The 17,087-nt window shown below is 66.8% G+C and carries 14 protein-coding genes; 11 read left to right on the top strand and 3 right to left on the bottom strand.

Annotated features, from left to right (window positions below; all coding sequences use genetic code 11):
- Positions 1–12: 12 nt before the first annotated feature.
- Together JFY56_RS12825 and JFY56_RS12820 are read right to left on the bottom strand one after the other, a co-directional pair.
- Positions 13–963 carry a homoserine kinase gene (locus JFY56_RS12825; protein WP_208314137.1) on the bottom strand — a complete coding sequence of 317 codons (951 nt, stop codon included), beginning with the start codon at positions 961–963 and terminating at the stop codon, positions 13–15.
- A gap of 34 nt (positions 964–997) precedes the next feature.
- Complete coding sequence (locus JFY56_RS12820) at positions 998–1,288, bottom strand: DUF2782 domain-containing protein (protein ID WP_208314136.1); 291 nt, start codon at positions 1,286–1,288, stop codon at positions 998–1,000.
- 74 nt (positions 1,289–1,362) lie between these two features.
- Here JFY56_RS12820 and polA point away from each other — a divergent pair, with 74 nt between their 5' ends.
- The gene (gene polA, locus JFY56_RS12815; protein ID WP_208314135.1) at positions 1,363–4,104 is read left to right on the top strand and encodes a DNA polymerase I; all 2,742 of its coding nucleotides are present in this window, start codon (positions 1,363–1,365) and stop codon (positions 4,102–4,104) included.
- Between the two features lie 290 nt (positions 4,105–4,394).
- Here polA and yihA read toward each other — a convergent pair whose 3' ends face one another.
- Positions 4,395–5,054, bottom strand: a complete 660-nt coding sequence (gene yihA, locus JFY56_RS12810; protein WP_208314134.1) for a ribosome biogenesis GTP-binding protein YihA/YsxC — start codon at positions 5,052–5,054, stop codon at positions 4,395–4,397.
- Between the two features lie 174 nt (positions 5,055–5,228).
- Here yihA and JFY56_RS12805 point away from each other — a divergent pair, with 174 nt between their 5' ends.
- From JFY56_RS12805 to JFY56_RS12760, 10 genes are all read left to right on the top strand, one after another.
- Positions 5,229–5,519 (top strand): c-type cytochrome, encoded by a 291-nt coding sequence (locus tag JFY56_RS12805; RefSeq protein ID WP_208314133.1) that lies wholly within the window; start codon positions 5,229–5,231, stop codon positions 5,517–5,519.
- Positions 5,520–5,566: 47 nt separating this feature from the next.
- Positions 5,567–6,172, top strand: a complete 606-nt coding sequence (locus JFY56_RS12800; protein ID WP_208314132.1) for a c-type cytochrome — start codon at positions 5,567–5,569, stop codon at positions 6,170–6,172.
- A gap of 152 nt (positions 6,173–6,324) precedes the next feature.
- A complete protein-coding gene (gene dsbA / locus JFY56_RS12795) occupies positions 6,325–6,966 on the top strand; it encodes a thiol:disulfide interchange protein DsbA (RefSeq protein ID WP_208314131.1) in 642 nt (213 codons plus the stop codon).
- A gap of 11 nt (positions 6,967–6,977) precedes the next feature.
- Positions 6,978–7,853: an endonuclease/exonuclease/phosphatase family protein gene (locus JFY56_RS12790; protein ID WP_208314130.1), complete on the top strand. Its 876-nt coding sequence runs from the start codon at positions 6,978–6,980 to the stop codon at positions 7,851–7,853.
- A complete protein-coding gene (locus JFY56_RS12785; RefSeq protein WP_208314129.1) occupies positions 7,850–9,601 on the top strand; it encodes a GGDEF domain-containing protein in 1,752 nt (583 codons plus the stop codon). Before JFY56_RS12790 ends, JFY56_RS12785 begins: the two co-directional genes overlap by 4 nt.
- Before the next feature lie 176 nt (positions 9,602–9,777).
- Positions 9,778–10,542 carry a DeoR/GlpR family DNA-binding transcription regulator gene (locus tag JFY56_RS12780; protein ID WP_208314128.1) on the top strand — a complete coding sequence of 255 codons (765 nt, stop codon included), beginning with the start codon at positions 9,778–9,780 and terminating at the stop codon, positions 10,540–10,542.
- Between the two features lie 13 nt (positions 10,543–10,555).
- Positions 10,556–12,391 carry a glutamine--fructose-6-phosphate transaminase (isomerizing) gene (gene glmS, locus JFY56_RS12775; RefSeq protein WP_208314127.1) on the top strand — a complete coding sequence of 612 codons (1,836 nt, stop codon included), beginning with the start codon at positions 10,556–10,558 and terminating at the stop codon, positions 12,389–12,391.
- A 213-nt stretch (positions 12,392–12,604) separates the two neighbouring features.
- Complete coding sequence (locus tag JFY56_RS12770; RefSeq protein WP_408004405.1) at positions 12,605–13,801, top strand: lytic murein transglycosylase; 1,197 nt, start codon at positions 12,605–12,607, stop codon at positions 13,799–13,801.
- 58 nt (positions 13,802–13,859) lie between these two features.
- Positions 13,860–15,623, top strand: coding sequence for a sensor histidine kinase (locus JFY56_RS12765; protein WP_208314126.1), 1,764 nt, complete (start codon positions 13,860–13,862; stop codon positions 15,621–15,623).
- The gene (locus JFY56_RS12760) at positions 15,620–16,942 is read left to right on the top strand and encodes a sigma-54-dependent transcriptional regulator (protein ID WP_208314125.1); all 1,323 of its coding nucleotides are present in this window, start codon (positions 15,620–15,622) and stop codon (positions 16,940–16,942) included. The genes JFY56_RS12765 and JFY56_RS12760 overlap by 4 nt, the downstream gene beginning before the upstream one ends.
- Positions 16,943–17,087: the final 145 nt, after the last annotated feature.

Here is a 17,087-nt window from a genome sequence, read left to right as displayed (position 1 = left end):
CTCAGCGCCAACCTACAAGGCCAGCGGCAGATGGATGTCCACCCGTTGGCGCTTTTCCAGCTTCCGCTCGAACTCGCCCGGATCGTGAATCAGCACATCCTGCCCGGAGAATGCCTGGGCGGCGACCAGCCGCGACAGCCAGAAACGCACGCAGGCCACCCGCAGCATCTCCGGCCAGAGCTCCGCTTCCAGCGCGGTGAATGGCCGCTTCGCCGCGTAGGCGGCAAGGAAGGCACGGGCGCGCGAGCCGTCGATGTCGCCGGAGTCGGTCGAGCACCAGTCGTTCAGCGCAATCGCCACGTCATACAGCATCCAGCCCGAGCACGAGTTGTAGAAGTCGATCAGTCCGGCCAGATGCGGGCCGTCGAACAGCACGTTGTCGCGGAACAGGTCGGCGTGCAGGTTGGCGCGCGGCAGCTCCGGTTGTTCGGCGAGCAGGCGGGCGATCTCTTCGAGGGCGCTCTCCAGCATCGCGCGGGAGTTTTCCGGCAGACGCGCCACCTGTACCTGCCCCTCATGGAGCATCCAGGCCAGCCCGCGGTCGCTGGGGCGTTCGAGGATGCTGCCGCGGGTCGCCACATGCAGGCGCGCCAGCAACCGGCCGACTTCCTCGCAATGATGGGCGTTGGGCTGGCGTTCGTGGCGGCCGGGCAAGCGCGGCTGCAGCAGTGCCGGCTTGCCTTCCAGCTGGCGCAGTGCCTCGCCATCCTGGGTACGCACGGCGTAGGGCACCGGCAGGTTGGCGGAATGCAGCACATCGAGCAGGGCGATGAAGAACGGCAGGTCCTGCACCGGGCCGCGCTCGATCAGGGTCAGGACGTACTCGCCATGCTCCAGGCTGACGAAGAAGTTGCTGTTCTCCGAACCTTCGGCGATTCCACGGAAGTCCTGCAGGCGCCCCAGCCCATAGGGGGCCAGGAATTCTTCCAGCATCGGACGCTCAAGGGGGGTGAATACCGACATGATCAATCCTCGAACGCACCAGATGGACGAATGACTACCAGGAGAAGATTTCCCACTGCGGAATCAGCATGTCCGGCTGGTCCGAGCGGATGAAGTTGCCCTCGCTGCCATCCGCGCGCACCAGGAAGTACGGCTTGCCGACCTTGGGGGTGACCTTGATGGCATACAGGAAGCCATTCACGCGGTACTCCTGGATGGTCTTGTCGCCTTCCTGGCGGATGGTCACATCCGGCTCGGCGGAGGGCGCACCCTCGTCCGCGGCCATTACCGTGGTGGCTCCCAGGCCCAGCAGTGCGGCAAGCAACAGGCGGTTCAATGTGCGCATGATAACCTTGTCCCTTTGTCGAATTGGCTAGGGTCATTCTACCCCCTGGTCCTCTGAATAGGTTGAATTCACACATGAGCCTGGCGCCCCTCGTCCTGGTGGACGGTTCCTCGTATCTGTACCGTGCGTTCCATGCCCTGCCGCCGCTGACCACCTCCACCGGCAAGCCGACCGGCGCGGTGAAGGGGGTGCTGAACATGCTCAAGAGCCTGCGCAAGCAGTTCCCCGACAGCCCGTTCGCGGTGGTCTTCGATGCCAAGGGGCCGACCTTCCGCGACGAGCTGTTCGCCGAGTACAAGGCCAATCGCCCGTCCATGCCGGACGACCTGCGCGTCCAGGTCGAGCCGCTGCACGCCTGCGTGCGCGCCCTCGGCCTGCCGCTGCTGTGCGTGGAAGGGGTGGAAGCTGACGACGTGATCGGCACCCTGGCCCGCAGCAGCGCCGCGGCCAACCGTCCGGTGGTGATCTCGACCGGCGACAAGGACATGGCGCAGTTGGTCGACGGGCACATTACGCTGGTCAACACCATGACCGGTAGCGTGCTCGACGTGGATGGCGTGAAAGAGAAATTTGGTGTCGGTCCTGAGCTGATCATCGATTACCTGGCGCTGATGGGTGACAAGGTCGACAACATCCCCGGCGTGCCGGGCGTCGGCGAGAAGACCGCACTGGGACTGCTGGTCGGCGTCGGCGGCGGCCTCGACGTGCTCTACGCCAACCTCGACCAGGTGCCCGCGCTGCCGATCCGCGGCGCCAAGGGCCTGCCGGCCAAGCTCGAGGAGCACCGCGATCAGGCCTTCCTTTCCTACCGCCTGGCGACCATCAAGACCGATGTCGAGCTGGACGTGGAAATCGACGCCCTGCACCCCGGCGAGCAACAGCGCGAGGCGTTGATCCCGCTGTATCGCGAGCTGGAATTCAAGAACTGGCTGGACGATCTGCTGCGCGAAGCGAAGGACGCCGGCGGCGATCAGGCGGAGCAGGCCCCGGCCCAGGCCGCCGCGCAATACGAAACCGTGCTCGACCAGGCTGCCTTCGACGCCTGGCTGAAGAAACTCGAACAGGCCGAGCTGATCGCCTTCGACACCGAGACCAACAGCCTCGACGCCCAGCAGGCACAACTGGTCGGCGTGTCCTTCGCGGTCAAGGAAGGCGAGGCCGCCTACGTGCCGCTGGCGCACAGCTATATGGGCGTGCCGCCACAGCTGGATCGCGATGCGGTGCTCAAGGCGCTCAAGCCGATCCTCGAAGACCCGAAGAAGGCCAAGGTCGGCCAGCACGGCAAGTACGACATGAACGTGCTAGCCAACGCCTCGACGCCGATCCAGGTGCGCGGTGTGGCCTTCGACACCATGCTCGAATCCTATGTGCTGGACTCCACCGCCACCCGCCACGACATGGACAGCCTGGCGCTGAAGTACCTCGGCCACAGCACCATCCGCTTCGAGGACATCGCCGGCAAGGGCGCCAAGCAGCTGACCTTCGACCAGATCGCCCTGGAGCAGGCCGGCCCCTACGCGGCCGAAGACGCCGACGTGACCCTGCGCCTGCATAACACCCTGTGGCAGAAGCTGCAGGCCATCCCCTCGCTGGCCAAAGTGCTGACCGAGATCGAGATGCCGCTGGTGCCGGTACTGGCGCGTATCGAGCGCAACGGTGCGCTGGTCGACGCCAACCTGCTCGGCCGGCAGAGTCACGAACTGGGCGAGAAGATGGTCGAACTGCAGCGCCAGGCCTACGATCTGGCCGGCGAGGAATTCAACCTCGGCTCGCCCAAGCAGCTCGGCGCCATCCTTTATGACAAGCTCGGCCTGCCGGTACTGAGCAAGACCGCCACCGGCCAGCCGTCCACCGCCGAAGCGGTGCTCGCCGACCTTGCCGAGCAGGACTACGAACTGCCCAAGGTGATCATGCAGTACCGCTCCATGAGCAAGCTGAAGAGCACCTACACCGACCGCCTGCCGGAGCAGATCAACCCGCGCACCGGGCGCATCCACACCTCCTACCACCAGGCGGTGGCGGCCACCGGGCGACTGTCCTCCAGCGATCCGAACCTGCAGAACATCCCGATCCGCACCGCCGAGGGCCGGCGCATCCGCCAGGCCTTCGTCGCGCCGAAGGGCTACAAGCTGATTTCGGCGGACTACTCGCAGATCGAACTGCGCATCATGGCCCACCTGGCCAAGGACGACGGCCTGCTGGACGCCTTCCACCACGACCGCGACGTGCACCGCGCCACCGCCGCCGAGGTGTTCGGCGTCCCGCTGGCGGACGTGACCGCCGACCAGCGGCGCAGCGCCAAGGCGATCAACTTCGGCCTGATCTACGGCATGAGCGCGTTCGGCCTGGCCAAGCAGATCGGCGTCGAGCGCAAGGAAGCCCAGGCCTACATCGACCGCTACTTCGCCCGCTATCCCGGCGTGCTCGCCTACATGGAGCGCACCCGCGCCCAGGCCGCCGAACAGGGCTTCGTCGAGACGCTGTTCGGCCGCCGCCTGTACCTGCCGGAAATCCACTCGAAGAACGGCGCCATGCGCAAGGCGGCGGAACGCACGGCGATCAACGCGCCGATGCAGGGCACCGCGGCGGACATCATGAAACGGGCGATGGTGGCTGTGGATAACTGGCTGCAGGACAGCGGCCTGGATGCCCGCGTGATCCTCCAGGTGCACGACGAACTGGTGCTGGAAGTGCGCGAGGATCTGGTCGAGCAGGTGTGCGAGCAGATTCGTCCGCTGATGAGCGGCGCCGCGGAACTGGATGTGCCGCTGATCGTCGAAACCGGAAGCGGCTCGAACTGGGACGAGGCACACTGACGAACGGTCGCAAGGCTCGTTCTACGGGCCTTGCGATGGCGCCGGCGCCCCTACCCGAAAGTAATTTCGATTTTTTTTCGGGAACTGCTGAACTTTCCTGCAACGAGCGAATCAGAACTCTTGAATGGCTGGTGAAGCCCTTCGATGCTCCTTGCAGTGTTTAGTGTTGGCAGATTCCTGGACCCCGCCCTAGCGGTCCGGATTAAACCCCGAACTTCTCCCTCCCCATACGAAGCTCGGGGTTTTTTTTGCCTGCGATTCGGGCTTTGCCGGCGAAACGCCGGCAGCCCTCAGGCCTCTTCCGGCGCTTCCTCGTCCTCTTCCAGCAGCCCCAGCCAGCCGGCCAGGACCATCTGCGCCTCTTCCACGCCCTGGCGCTTCGGCGCCGAGAACAACTGCAGCGTGGCGACATCGCCCCAGCCCTGCTGCACTTCGCGCTGGACCTTGAGCAGCGCATTCTTCGCCGCGCCGAAGGCCAGCTTGTCGGCCTTGGTCAGCAGCACGTGGATCGGCAGGCGGCTGGCCTGGGCCCAATCCAGCATCATGCGGTCGAAGTCGGTCAGCGGATGGCGGATGTCCATCAGCAGAACGACGCCCGCCAGGCAGTTGCGGCTGCTCAGGTAGGCTTCCAGGTGCTGCTGCCAGTGCAGCTTGAGCGGGATCGGCACCTTGGCGTAGCCGTAGCCGGGCAGGTCGACCAGGCGGCGCTCGTCGTCCAGGCGGAAGAAGTTGAGCAGTTGGGTGCGCCCCGGCGTCTTCGAGGTGCGCGCCAGGTTGGCGTGGGTCAGGGCGTTCAGGGCGCTCGACTTGCCGGCGTTGGAACGCCCGGCGAAGGCCACTTCCAGGCCATTGTCCTCCGGGCACTGGTTGACCTTGGCCGCACTGATGAGGAAGGTAGCCTGCTGGCACAGGCCGAGGATCGGGTTTTTCGCTTGATTCTTGGGGGACATGGGTATTCCGCAGAGGGGTGCGACGCGGTGTCGCGGGGGGCGGTCTCGTTTCCGTTTCGGCGCCGGAAGTATATAATGCCGCGGATTTTGTGTGCGCTTTATCCCCCAGGGTCGGGCGCCACGGGAACCACGACGCGCAACAGAACGCGAACGTTCCCTCCGATGAGGATAATCATGAAACAACTGCTGTTCGCAGCTACAGTCGCCGCGCTGGCTACCAGCGTCCAGGCCGCACAGGACCCGCAAGCGGTATTCGACCGCGCCTGTGGTGCCTGTCACGCCGGTCAGCTACCGATGGCTCCCAGGAAGGGCGATACCGCAGCCTGGAAGCCGCGACTGGAAAAAGGCATGGACACGCTGGTTCGCCACGTGACCGACGGATTCAACGCCATGCCGCCGCGCGGCCTGTGTACCGACTGCAGCACCGAGGATTACCAGGCGACCATCCAGTGGATGTCGCAGTAACCCGGGACTATTAATTCTTTCACCCTTAGCCGTAATTGGATTAGCTGATGAACAAACTTCTCGTGAGTCTGCTGTTGACCCTGGGTCTTACCGGTGTGGCGCACGCCGCTGGCGATGCCAAGGCCGGTCAGGCGAAAGCCGCTGTGTGTGGCGCCTGCCATGGCGCCGACGGTAACAGCATGGCGCCGAACTTCCCGAAACTGGCGGGCCAGGGCGAGCGCTACCTGCTCAAGCAGATGCATGACATCAAGGACGGCAAGCGCACCGTGCTGGAAATGACCGGCCTGCTGACCAACCTGAGCGATCAGGACATGGCGGACATCGCGGCCTACTTCTCCAGCCAGCACATGAGCATCGGCATGGCCGACCCGAACCTGGTCGCCCAGGGTGAAGCGCTGTTCCGTGGCGGCAAGATCGCCGACGGCATGCCTGCCTGCACCGGCTGCCACTCCCCGAGCGGTTTCGGCAACGACGCGGCCGGCTTCCCGCGCCTCGGCGGCCAGCATTCCGGCTACGTGGCCAAGCAGCTGACCAACTTCCGCGAAGGCGACCGCACCAACGACGGCGACACCATGATCATGCGCGGCATTGCCGCCAAGCTGTCGAACAAGGACATCGCTGCGGTTTCCAGCTACATCCAGGGTCTCCACTAAGACCTGCTGAGCTGAATCATCGTGATCGAAAAAAGGGTGGCCGAGGCTGCCCTTTTTTCATTCCGACGCCACTACAATGCTGGAACCGTGCCGGACGGGCACAGGTCAAACCAGAGCCGCGCAACGGCTTCCGTTCTGCCAAGGAGTGAATGATGCGTAACCTGATTTTCACCGCCGTGCTTGCCGCCGTGAGCCTGTTTGGCCTCACCGCACAGGCTACCGAGTACGAGGCCGGCAAGCAGTACACCGAGCTGAGCAGTCCGGTACCGGTTTCCCAGCCGGGCAAGATCGAGGTGGTGGAACTGTTCTGGTACGGCTGCCCGCATTGCTACGCCTTCGAACCGACCGTCAACCCGTGGGCCGAGAAACTGCCGGCCGATGTCCACTTCGTGCGCCTTCCGGCGATGTTCGGCGGTGTCTGGAACGTCCACGGCCAGCTGTTCCTGACTCTGGAAAGCATGGGCGTAGAGCACAAGGTCCACACCGCGGTATTCGAAGCCATCCACAAGGAAGGCAAGAAGCTGGCGACCCCGGAAGAGATGGCTGAATTCCTCGCCCCGCTTGGCGTGGACAAGGACAAGTTCCTCAGCACCTACAACTCGTTCGCCATCAAGGGCCAGATCGAGAAAGCCAAGAAACTCGGCATGGCCTACCAGATCAGCGGCGTTCCGACCATGGTCGTCAACGGCAAGTATCGCTTCGATATCGGCTCGGCCGGCGGCCCGGAACAGGCGCTGCAGCTGGCTGACTTCCTGATCGCGAAGGAACGCGCCAACGCCAAGGTCGGCCAGTAAGGCCGCCGCGCATGCTGCGCCGGCGTAGTGGAGAGCGTGTCGCGGGCGCCCGCAGCCCCCGCGTGAACCCGTACTGCGCCAGCGCACAGGGCCTGCCGGACGATGGCAGGCTGCGTCTGCTGAGCTTCAACATCCAGGTCGGCATCAGCACCGAACGCTATCGCCATTACCTGACCCGCGGCTGGCAGCACCTGCTGCCGACCGCTGGCCGCGCCGGCAACCTGCAGCGCATCGGCGAACTGCTCGCCGACTACGACGTGGTGGCCCTGCAGGAGGCCGATGGCGGCAGCCTGCGTTCCGGCTTCGTCAACCAGGTCGAACACCTCGCCCAGTTGGGCGAATTCCCCTACTGGTACCAGCAGCTCAATCGCAATCTCGGCCGTCTGGCCCAGCACAGCAACGGCCTGCTCAGCCGCCTACAGCCCACGCTGCTGGAAGATCACCCGCTGCCAGGGCCGTCCGGACGTGGCGCAATCCTGATGCGCTTCGGCGAGGGTGAGAATGCCCTGGCGGTGGTGATGATGCACCTGGCCCTGGGCCCGCGTACCCGCACCCGCCAGCTCGCCTACATCCGCGAGCTGCTGCAGGGCTATCGTCATCACGTGCTGATGGGCGACATGAACACCCACGCCAACGATCTGCTGGAAAGCTCTCCCCTGCGGGATCTCGGGCTGATCGCGCCACAGATCGAGGCGACCTTCCCCAGTTGGCGTCCGCAGCGCTGCCTGGACCACATCCTGCTCAGCCCCGAACTGGCACTGGAGAGAGTCAGCGTGCTGCCACAGCCGATCTCCGATCACCTGCCGGTAGCGGTGGAAATCCGCCTGCCGGACGTATTGCGCAAATCCTCCGCCCTGGCCCTCGGCAGTACCGGGGCGCCCGCATGAGCCGAGACGACAGCCAGCGCTGGAAGACCAGATACCTCGAGAACCTCGAACAGCAGGAACGCATCGAGCGCCGCTGGAAAAGCCGTCTCGACCTGCTGCGCCGCGGCCTGGTGCGCAGCAGCCTGGCCGCCGAAGGCAGCGACAAGGCGGTCGACCAGTGCATGCAGGAACTGCGCGAAATCCTCCGCCGCGAAGAGATGGACGCCGGCCTCGCGCGCCTGATTCCGCGACTGGAACAGACCGTGCTGGACTCCGAGCGGCGCCGCCAGCAGAGCATCCGGCAGACCGTCGAGGCGCTGGCCCGGATCACCCAGCAGCTGCTGGCACTGGACATGCCGAACGATGTACGCACTCCGCTCAAGCGGTTCGCCCGCGACATCGAGGCCCGCGCCAGCCAGATACGCGAGATGCCGGCCCTGCTGGAAGAATTGAGCGACCTGCAGGACAAGGCGCTGGAATCGTTCAGCGAGTCGTCGGCAACGCAGAAGCCCGGCCTGCTGCAACGAATCCTCGGCCGGGAGCAGCCCGCAGCCCAGCCCACGGAAAATGCACCCGCAACACCGCCGGAACCCATCGAGCCGGCCGCCGCGCCGCAGAACGCCATCCTGCTGGACTGCCTGCCGTTGTCGGCCGAGCTGTTCCAGCCTGCCGAGCCATCGGCCAGGGAAGACGTCTGCGTACTGGCGTCGATGCCGGAACCACCCTACAGCTCGGTGGCTCCGCACATCGAGGCCAGCCTGCTGCGCCTGCTCGACCAGATGCAACTGCCGATCGCCCAGCAGGCACAGGCGGACGCCCTGCGTTCGCGCATCCAGGACAGCCTGAACTGGTACGAACTGGTTCCCGTGCTGGACGATCTGGCGGTACTGGTCCTGTCGTTGAACGACGGCAGCCAGCGCGAGTTCGAAGGCTACCTGAAGCGCCTGAACGAGCGCCTCAGCGCCTTCCTCGGCAGCCTGGAGGAAATGCACCAGGGCCACGCCGATTCGGCGGCGGGCGCCCGCAACCTGGATGAACACCTGCGCGAGCAGGTCAGCGACCTGCAGGACAGCGTGCTGCAGGCGACCGACCTGGAGGCGCTGAAGCTGGGCGTGGAAGGACGCCTCGAAGGCCTGCTGGACACCCTCGAACGCTTCCGTCGCGAGCGCGAAAACCGCGAGCAGGAAGTCGCCGAACGCCTGCAGGAGCTGATGGCCCGGGTTTCCAGCATGGAAGAGGAAGCCCGCGAGTTCCAGGCCAGCATCGAGGACCAGCGGGTGAAGGCGCTCACCGACCCGCTCACCGGCCTGCCCAACCGCGCGGCACTCGACGAGCGGCTGGAGCTGGAAGTGGAGCGCTGGCGGCGCTACGGCGGCGACCTGCTGCTGGCGGTGCTCGACGTCGATCACTTCAAGCGGATCAACGACGAATTCGGCCATCTGGCCGGCGACAAGGTGCTGAAGATCATCGCGGCGGAACTGGCCAAGCGCCTGCGACGAACCGACTTCATCGCCCGCTATGGCGGCGAGGAATTCGTCATGCTGCTGCCGTCGACGTCCCTGGAAAACGGCCAGCAACTGCTGGAGGCCCTGCGCAACGCCATCGCCGACTGCCCCTTCCACTTCCGCGGCAAGCCCCTGGCCATCACCTGCTCCGCCGGTCTGGCGCAATTCGCCCCGGGCGACCGCAGCGAAACCGTGTTCGAGCGCGCCGACCAGGCCCTGTACCGGGCCAAGCGCAGCGGCCGCAATCGGCTGGAAACGGTCTGAGCCTCGCGCCCCACGTAGGTTGGCGCTGAGCAACGCGAAGCCCAACGGTGCCAGGCTCGGCAGATGTTGGGCTTCGCTGCGTTCAGCACCAACCTACCACTCCGACAAGATAACTTGACGATCGAAAGTTAATCGGCTTTGATTCGCACCATTATCTTTCGAATCGAAACTTACTCATGTCGAAACGCAACACGCCGCAGCGTCGTCACGACATCCTTGCCCTGCTCGGCCAGCAGGGCGAGGTCAGCGTCGACGACCTGGCGCGCCGCTTCGCCACCTCCGAAGTGACCATCCGCAAGGACCTCGCCGCGCTGGAGAGCAACGGCCTGCTGCTGCGCCGCTACGGCGGCGCGGTGCCGATGCCGCATGAGCTGATCGCCGAACCCGGCCAGCCGCTGTCGCCCTACAAGCAGGCCATCGCCCGCGCGGCGGCGGCGTGCATCCGCGAACATGCGCGGATCATCATCGACAGCGGCAGCACCACGGCGGGGCTGATCCCCGAGCTCGGCCACAAGCCCGGGCTGGTGGTGATGACCAACTCGCTGAACGTCGCCAACGCCCTGCGCGAACTGGAGCGTGAGCCGGTGCTGCTGATGACCGGCGGAACCTGGGACCCGCATTCCGAGTCGTTCCAGGGCCAGGTCGCCGAGCAGGTGCTGCGTTCCTACGATTTCGACCAGCTATTCATCGGCGCTGCCGGCATCGACCTGGAGCGCGGCAGCACCACCTTCAACGAACTGCTCGGCCTGAGCCGGGTCATGGCGGAGGTCGCCCGCGAGGTGATCGTCATGGCCGAATCGGACAAGCTCGGCCGGCGCATGCCCAACCTGGAGCTGCCATGGAGCAGCATTCAGACCCTGATTACCGACGAGCGCCTCTCCGACGAGGCGTGCGCACAGATCGAGGCGCGCGGGGTGAAAGTCATCCGCGCGCGCATATAAAGGAGACAGCCCCATGTGTGGAATCGTAGGCGCCATCGCCGAACGCAACGTAACCCCGATCCTCGTCGAAGGCCTCAAGCGCCTGGAATACCGCGGCTACGACAGCGCCGGCCTGGCGGTCTTCAGCACCCAGGGCGAACTGGAGCGCCGTCGCCGCGCCGGCAAGGTTTCCAGCCTGGAGCAGGCCATCGCCGGCGAGCCGCTGCAGGGCCGCCTCGGCATTGCCCACACCCGCTGGGCCACCCACGGCGCACCGACCGAAGCCAACGCCCACCCGCACTTCTCCCGTGACGAGCTGGCGGTGGTGCACAACGGCATCATCGAGAACCACGAGGAACTGCGCGCCCACCTGCAAGGCCTGGGCTACGTGTTCACCTCGCAGACAGACACCGAAGTCATCGTCCACCTGCTGCACCACAAGCTGGCCGAAGTCGGCGACCTGGCCGTCGCCCTCAAGGCCGCGGTGAAGGAACTGGACGGCGCCTACGGCCTGGCGGTGATCAGTGCCAAACAGCCCGATCGCATCCTCGCCGCCCGCAGCGGCAGCCCGCTGGTGATCGGCCTGGGTCTCGGCGAAAACTTCCTTGCCTCCGACCAGCTCGCTCTGCGCCAGGTCACCGACCGCTTCATCTACCTGGAAGAAGGCGATATCGCCGAAATCCGCCGCGACAGCGTGCAGCTCTGGGATGTCGACGGCAAGGCGGTGCAGCGCGAGACCGTGCAGTACCACGAAGGCGCCGAAGCCGCCGACAAGGGCGAGTACCGCCACTTCATGCTCAAGGAAATCCACGAGCAACCGCGTGTGGTCCAGCGCACCCTGGAAGGCCGCCTCGGCAACCAGCAGGTGCTGGTGGAAAGTTTCGGCCCGCAGGCCGCCGAGCTGTTCGCCAAGGTGCGCAACGTGCAGATCGTCGCCTGCGGCACCAGCTACCACGCCGGCATGGTCGCGCGTTACTGGCTGGAAGGCCTGACCGGGATTCCCTGCCAGGTCGAAGTGGCCAGCGAATTCCGCTACCGCAAGGTCGCGGTGCAGCCGGACTCGCTGTTCGTCACCATCTCCCAGTCCGGCGAAACCGCCGACACCCTGGCCGCGCTGCGCAACGCCAGGGAACTGGGCTTCCTCTCCAGCCTGGCGATCTGCAACGTCGCCACCAGCTCGCTGGTGCGCGAATCCGACCTGACCCTGCTGACCCAGGCCGGCCCGGAAATCGGCGTGGCTTCGACCAAGGCCTTCACCACCCAACTGGTCGCCCTGCTGCTGCTGACCCTGGCCATCGGCCAGGTGCAGAAGCGCCTGGCGAACGGCGTGGAAGCCGAACTGGTCGCCGAACTGCGTCGCCTGCCGAGCCGTCTGGAAGAAGCGCTGGCGATGGACAAGGTGGTCGAGAAGGTCGGCGAGCTGTTCGCCGAGAAGAACCACACCCTGTTCCTCGGCCGTGGCGCGCAATATCCGGTAGCGATGGAAGGCGCACTGAAGCTCAAGGAAATCTCCTATATCCACGCCGAGGCCTACCCAGCCGGCGAGCTGAAGCACGGCCCGCTGGCGCTGGTGGACGCCGACATGCCGGTGGTCACCGTGGCGCCGAACAACGAGCTGCTGGAAAAGCTCAAGTCCAACCTGCAGGAAGTCCGCGCGCGCGGCGGCGAGCTGATCGTCTTCGCCGAGGCCGGCGCGGGCATCACCAATGGCCTGGGCACCCACGTGGTCGGCATGCCGTCGATCCACGACAGCCTGGCACCGATCCTCTACACCATCCCGCTGCAGTTGCTGTCGTACCACGTCGCCGTGCTCAAGGGCACCGACGTCGACCAGCCGCGCAACTTGGCCAAGTCGGTGACTGTCGAGTAACCGCCTACGCCGTGCCCGCGAACATGTGCGCTTCGCGGGCACGGTGTGAGACTTAGCCGGGACCTCAACTGCAGATACATCGCCGCCGGACCCGCAGCCAGGTCAATCCCTGCGCCGCAGTGCCGACTACGCTCAGCAGCATGATCGAACTTCCGTCAGCGAAGGCGCGCCACGCTTCGGCACCGGCCGCCTTCCGCATCGAGGACCAGACGCATGCTGCTCTCCCGCTTCCTTCCGGCCCTGCTCATCGGCATGGGGCTGCTTCCGACCCAGGCCGCCAGCGCGGACGATTTCGCCGACTGCCTGGCGCGGCTTCAGCCGCAGGCCCGCGCCAAGGGTGTGGACTCCGCCAGCTACCGGCGCTACACGCAGGACCTGCAGGCCGACCTCAGCGTGCTGGAGCTGCTCGATGCGCAGCCGGAGTTCGTCACGCCGATCTGGGACTACCTGGCCGGCCTGGTGGACGAGCAGCGGGTGGCCGACGGCAAGGCCATGCTGGCGCAGCACCATGACCTGCTCGAACGCATCGCCAGCCGCTATCAGGTGGACAAGTACACGGTGGTCGCCGTCTGGGGCGTGGAGAGCGATTACGGGCGGATCACCGGCAAGCGGCCGCTGCTCACCTCGCTGTCCACGCTGTCCTGCCATGGACGGCGGCAGGCGTTCTTCCGCGGCGAGTTCTTCGCCACACTCAAACTGCTGCAACAGGGCGACCTGCGTTCCCCCGACGTCACCGGATCATGGGCCGGCGCCTTCGGCCAGACGCAGTTCATGCCGAGCACCTACGCGCGCATCGCCGTGGATTTCGACGGCGACGGGCATCGCGATCTGGTCGGCAGCGTGCCCGACGCCCTGGCCTCCACCGCCAACTACCTGCGCAAGGCCGGCTGGGTCGCGGGGGCGGACTGGGGCTACGAGGTAAAGGTGCCGGAGCAATTCCCGGCGAGCCTGGCCGGACGCGGCAAGCGCAAGCCCGTCTCGGCGTGGAAGGCGCAGGGGGTGACGCGCATCGACGGCAAGCCACTGCCGGCAGCCTCGACCCCGGCGGCGATCCTGCTGCCCACCGGCAAGACCGGACCAGCCTTCCTGGTGCAGCGCAACTACGACGCCATCTATTCCTACAACGCTGCCGAGAGTTACGCCCTGGCTATCGCCCTGCTGTCCGACCGACTGCGTGGCGGCAGCGGGTTGCGCACGCCGTGGCCGACCGACGATCCCGGTCTCAGTCGCGCCGAGCGCAAGGAACTGCAGAAGCTGCTGCTCGGCCAGGGCCACGCCATCGGCGAGCCCGACGGCATGATCGGCGACAAGACCCGCCGCGCCATCCAGGCCGAGCAGAGCCGCCTCGGCCTGCAGCCGGCCGATGGGCGGGCCGGGCAGAAGATTCTTCGGGCGCTGCGGGGCAACTGAGCGGGCGCCACAGCGGCTATCATCGCCAATTTCGCCGACCAGCCGGGCAGGATTGCCGATGCTCCAACTGAACAGACCGCTGCGCCTGACCCTCGCCGTGCTGGCCATCCTCGCCGGCATGCTGCTGGTCGGCGGACTGGCGCAGCGCCAGGCCGAGCAGCGCGCGTTGCAGGCGGCCAGCGCGCAGTCCGAGGAACAGCTCGGACTGTATGCCGGCGCGCTACGCACGCTGATCGACCGCTATCGCTCGCTGCCGGCGGTGCTGGCCCTCGACCCGGACCTGCGCGTTGCCCTGCGCGGGCCGGTGGCAGGCGAGCTGCAGCAGCGGTTGAACCTCAAGCTGGAGCGGATCAACGGCGCCGCCGGCTCCTCGACCCTCGAACTGCTCGACCGCGACGGGCTGGCGGTGGCGGCGAGCAACTGGCGGACGCCGACCAGCTACGTCGGCCACAACTTCGGCTTCCGCCCCTACTTCCTGGAAACCCGCGGCAAGGGCACCGGGCGTTTCTATGCGGTCGGGGTGGTCACCGGCACGCCCGGTTACTTCCTCTCCAGCGCGGTGCTGGACGACGACGGCAACTTCCTCGGCGCCATCGTCGTGCGCCTGGAGCTGACCGAGCTGGAGCGCGAATGGAGCGCCGGGCCGGACCTGCTGCTGATCAGCGACGCCAAGGACATCGCCTTCCTCGCCAACCGCCCCGGCTGGCGCTACCGCGAGTTGCGCGCGCTGACCGCCGCCGAGCGCGCCGAACTGACGTCCACCCGCCAGTACGACAAGCAGCCGCTGCAGGCCCTGGAGCATCGCACCCTGGAATCCCTCGGCGCGCACAGCCGGATGGAGCGGGTCAGCGGACCGGAAGGCCAGCGCGACTATCTCTGGCAGAGCCTGCCGCTGCCCTCCGAAGGCTGGACCCTGCACCTGCTGCGCCAGCCGCGCGAGGCGATCCAGGCCGGACGCGGCGTCGCCCTGGGCGCTGCCGGGGCGTGGCTGGCGCTGGTCTTCCTCGGCCTGTTCCTGCACCAGCGCTGGCGTCTCGCGCGCCTGCGCCAGCGCAGCCGGGAGGAACTGGAGCGACTGGTCGAGGAACGCACCGCCGCCCTGCGCACCGCACAGGAAGGACTGGTGCAGGCGGCCAAGCTGGCGGCGCTGGGGCAGATGTCCGCCGCGCTGGCCCACGAGATCAACCAGCCGCTGACTGCCCAGCGCATGCAGCTGGCGACCCTGCGCCTTCTCCTCGAACAGGGCCAAGAGGAGCAGGCGGCCGGCGTGCTGCAGCGTCTCGACGAGCAACTGGAGCGCATGGCCGCGCTCACCGGCCACCTGAAGACCTTCGCCCGCAAGAGTCCTGGCGGCCTGCGCGAACGTCTCGATCTGGCGCAGGTGGTCGACCGCGCCCTGCAGTTATTGGAAGCGCGCCTGCGCAACGAGGCGGTGGAACTGCATCTGGACCTGGCGCGGCCGGCCTGGGTACGTGGTGACGCGATCCGCCTGGAACAGGTGCTGGTCAACCTGCTGCGCAACGCCCTCGACGCCATGGCCGACAAGCCGCGGCGGCAGCTCCGGGTGAACATCCGCCCGCAGCGCGGACACTGGCTGCTGGAGGTCATCGACAGCGGTGGCGGGATCGCCGCCGAGCACCTCGCCAGCGTGTTCGACCCGTTCTTCACCACCAAGCCGGTGGGCGAAGGCCTGGGCCTCGGGCTGGCGGTATCCTATGGCATCGTCATGGAAACCGGCGGCAGCCTGGAAGCCGGCAACCGCGACGGCGGCGCGTGCTTCAGCCTGCGCCTGCCGGCCGACCTGGGTGAGGAGAGAGAATGAATTCGGTGATGGTCATCGACGACGAGGCAAGCATCCGCGAAGCGGTGCAGCAGTGGCTGGAGCTGTCCGGCTTCGAGGTGCAGCCGTTCGCCAGCGCCGAGGATGGCCTGAAGAAGCTCGGCCGCGACTTTCCCGGAGTGGTCCTGAGCGACGTGCGCATGCCCGGCCTGGATGGTTTCGGCCTGCTGCAACGGGCGCAGCAGCTGGACCGCGAGCTGCCGGTGATCCTCCTGACCGGCCATGGCGACGTGCCGATGGCGGTGGAGGCCATGCACCAGGGCGCCTACGACTTCCTGGAAAAGCCGTTCAGCCCGCAGACCCTGCTGGAACGCCTGCGCCGCGCCATGGACAAGCGCCAGCTGGTGCTGGAGAACCGCCAGCTGCGCGAGCAGGCCGACCTGCGCCAGCACATCGAGGCGCGCCTGCTCGGCGTCTCCCCTGCCCTGCAGACCCTGCGCCGGCAGGTGCTGGAGCTGGCGCCGACGCCGGTCAACGTGCTGATCCGCGGAGAAACCGGCAGTGGCAAGGAACTGGTCGCGCGCTGCCTGCACGACTTCGGTCCGCGCGCGGGCAAGCCCTTCGTCGCGCTGAATTGCGCGGCGATCCCCGAGCAACTGTTCGAGAGCGAGCTGTTCGGTCATGAGAGCGGCGCGTTCACCGGCGCCCAGGGCAAGCGCATCGGCAAGCTGGAACACGCCAACGGCGGCACCCTGTTCCTCGACGAGATCGAAAGCATGCCGCTGGCGCAGCAGGTCAAGCTGCTGCGCGTGCTGCAGGAACAATCGCTGGAACGGCTCGGCTCCAACCAGAGCATCACCGTCGACCTGCGGGTGATCGCCGCGACCAAGCCCGACCTGCTGGAAGAAGCGCGCGCCGGGCGTTTCCGCGAAGACCTCGCCTATCGCCTGAACGTCGCCGAGCTGCGCCTGCCGCCGCTGCGCGAGCGCCGCGAGGATATCCCGCTGCTGTTCGATCATTTCGCCCGCACGGCCGCCGAGCGCCTTGGCCGCGAGTTCGTGCCGCCCGGCGCCGACGAGCTGAGCCGCCTGCTCAGCCATCCCTGGCCGGGTAACGTGCGCGAGCTGGCCAATGCCGCCGAGCGGCATGTGCTGGGCATGGCTGGCGGTGCGGCCAGCGTCGAGAATGCGGGGCAGTCGCTCGCCGAGCAGGTGGAAGCCTTCGAGGCGCAATGCCTGCGCGGCGCGCTGGTGCGGCACAAGGGCGAGATCAAGGCGGTGATGAACGAGCTGCAGCTGCCGAGGCGGACCCTTAACGAGAAGATGCAGCGGCATGGGTTGGTGCGGGAGGATTTCCTGTAAATCCGCCGCCGCCGGATTGGCGGGTTGCACCCGCCCTACGGTACGCCCCCGTAGGATGCACGGCCTCTATCGGCGAATTACCAATCGCTCCCACGCTCCTGCGTGGGAGCGCCGCCTTGGACGCTCCGCGTCCGGACGCAGGAGC

The organism is Pseudomonas schmalbachii (assembly GCF_017589465.1).
Classification (GTDB): Bacteria; Pseudomonadota; Gammaproteobacteria; order Pseudomonadales; family Pseudomonadaceae; genus Pseudomonas; species Pseudomonas schmalbachii.
Note: the sequence above shows the minus strand (reverse complement) of the source record. Positions and strands in the feature narration are given on the sequence as shown.

Coding starts and splice junctions, on each gene's coding strand:
- JFY56_RS12825 (WP_208314137.1), bottom strand. CDS start 963: ATGTCGGTATTCACCCCCCTTGAGCGTCCGATGCTGGAAGAATTCCTG.
- JFY56_RS12820 (WP_208314136.1), bottom strand. CDS start 1,288: ATGCGCACATTGAACCGCCTGTTGCTTGCCGCACTGCTGGGCCTGGGA.
- polA (WP_208314135.1), top strand. CDS start 1,363: ATGAGCCTGGCGCCCCTCGTCCTGGTGGACGGTTCCTCGTATCTGTAC.
- yihA (WP_208314134.1), bottom strand. CDS start 5,054: ATGTCCCCCAAGAATCAAGCGAAAAACCCGATCCTCGGCCTGTGCCAG.
- JFY56_RS12805 (WP_208314133.1), top strand. CDS start 5,229: ATGAAACAACTGCTGTTCGCAGCTACAGTCGCCGCGCTGGCTACCAGC.
- JFY56_RS12800 (WP_208314132.1), top strand. CDS start 5,567: ATGAACAAACTTCTCGTGAGTCTGCTGTTGACCCTGGGTCTTACCGGT.
- dsbA (WP_208314131.1), top strand. CDS start 6,325: ATGCGTAACCTGATTTTCACCGCCGTGCTTGCCGCCGTGAGCCTGTTT.
- JFY56_RS12790 (WP_208314130.1), top strand. CDS start 6,978: ATGCTGCGCCGGCGTAGTGGAGAGCGTGTCGCGGGCGCCCGCAGCCCC.
- JFY56_RS12785 (WP_208314129.1), top strand. CDS start 7,850: ATGAGCCGAGACGACAGCCAGCGCTGGAAGACCAGATACCTCGAGAAC.
- JFY56_RS12780 (WP_208314128.1), top strand. CDS start 9,778: ATGTCGAAACGCAACACGCCGCAGCGTCGTCACGACATCCTTGCCCTG.
- glmS (WP_208314127.1), top strand. CDS start 10,556: ATGTGTGGAATCGTAGGCGCCATCGCCGAACGCAACGTAACCCCGATC.
- JFY56_RS12770 (WP_408004405.1), top strand. CDS start 12,605: ATGCTGCTCTCCCGCTTCCTTCCGGCCCTGCTCATCGGCATGGGGCTG.
- JFY56_RS12765 (WP_208314126.1), top strand. CDS start 13,860: ATGCTCCAACTGAACAGACCGCTGCGCCTGACCCTCGCCGTGCTGGCC.
- JFY56_RS12760 (WP_208314125.1), top strand. CDS start 15,620: ATGAATTCGGTGATGGTCATCGACGACGAGGCAAGCATCCGCGAAGCG.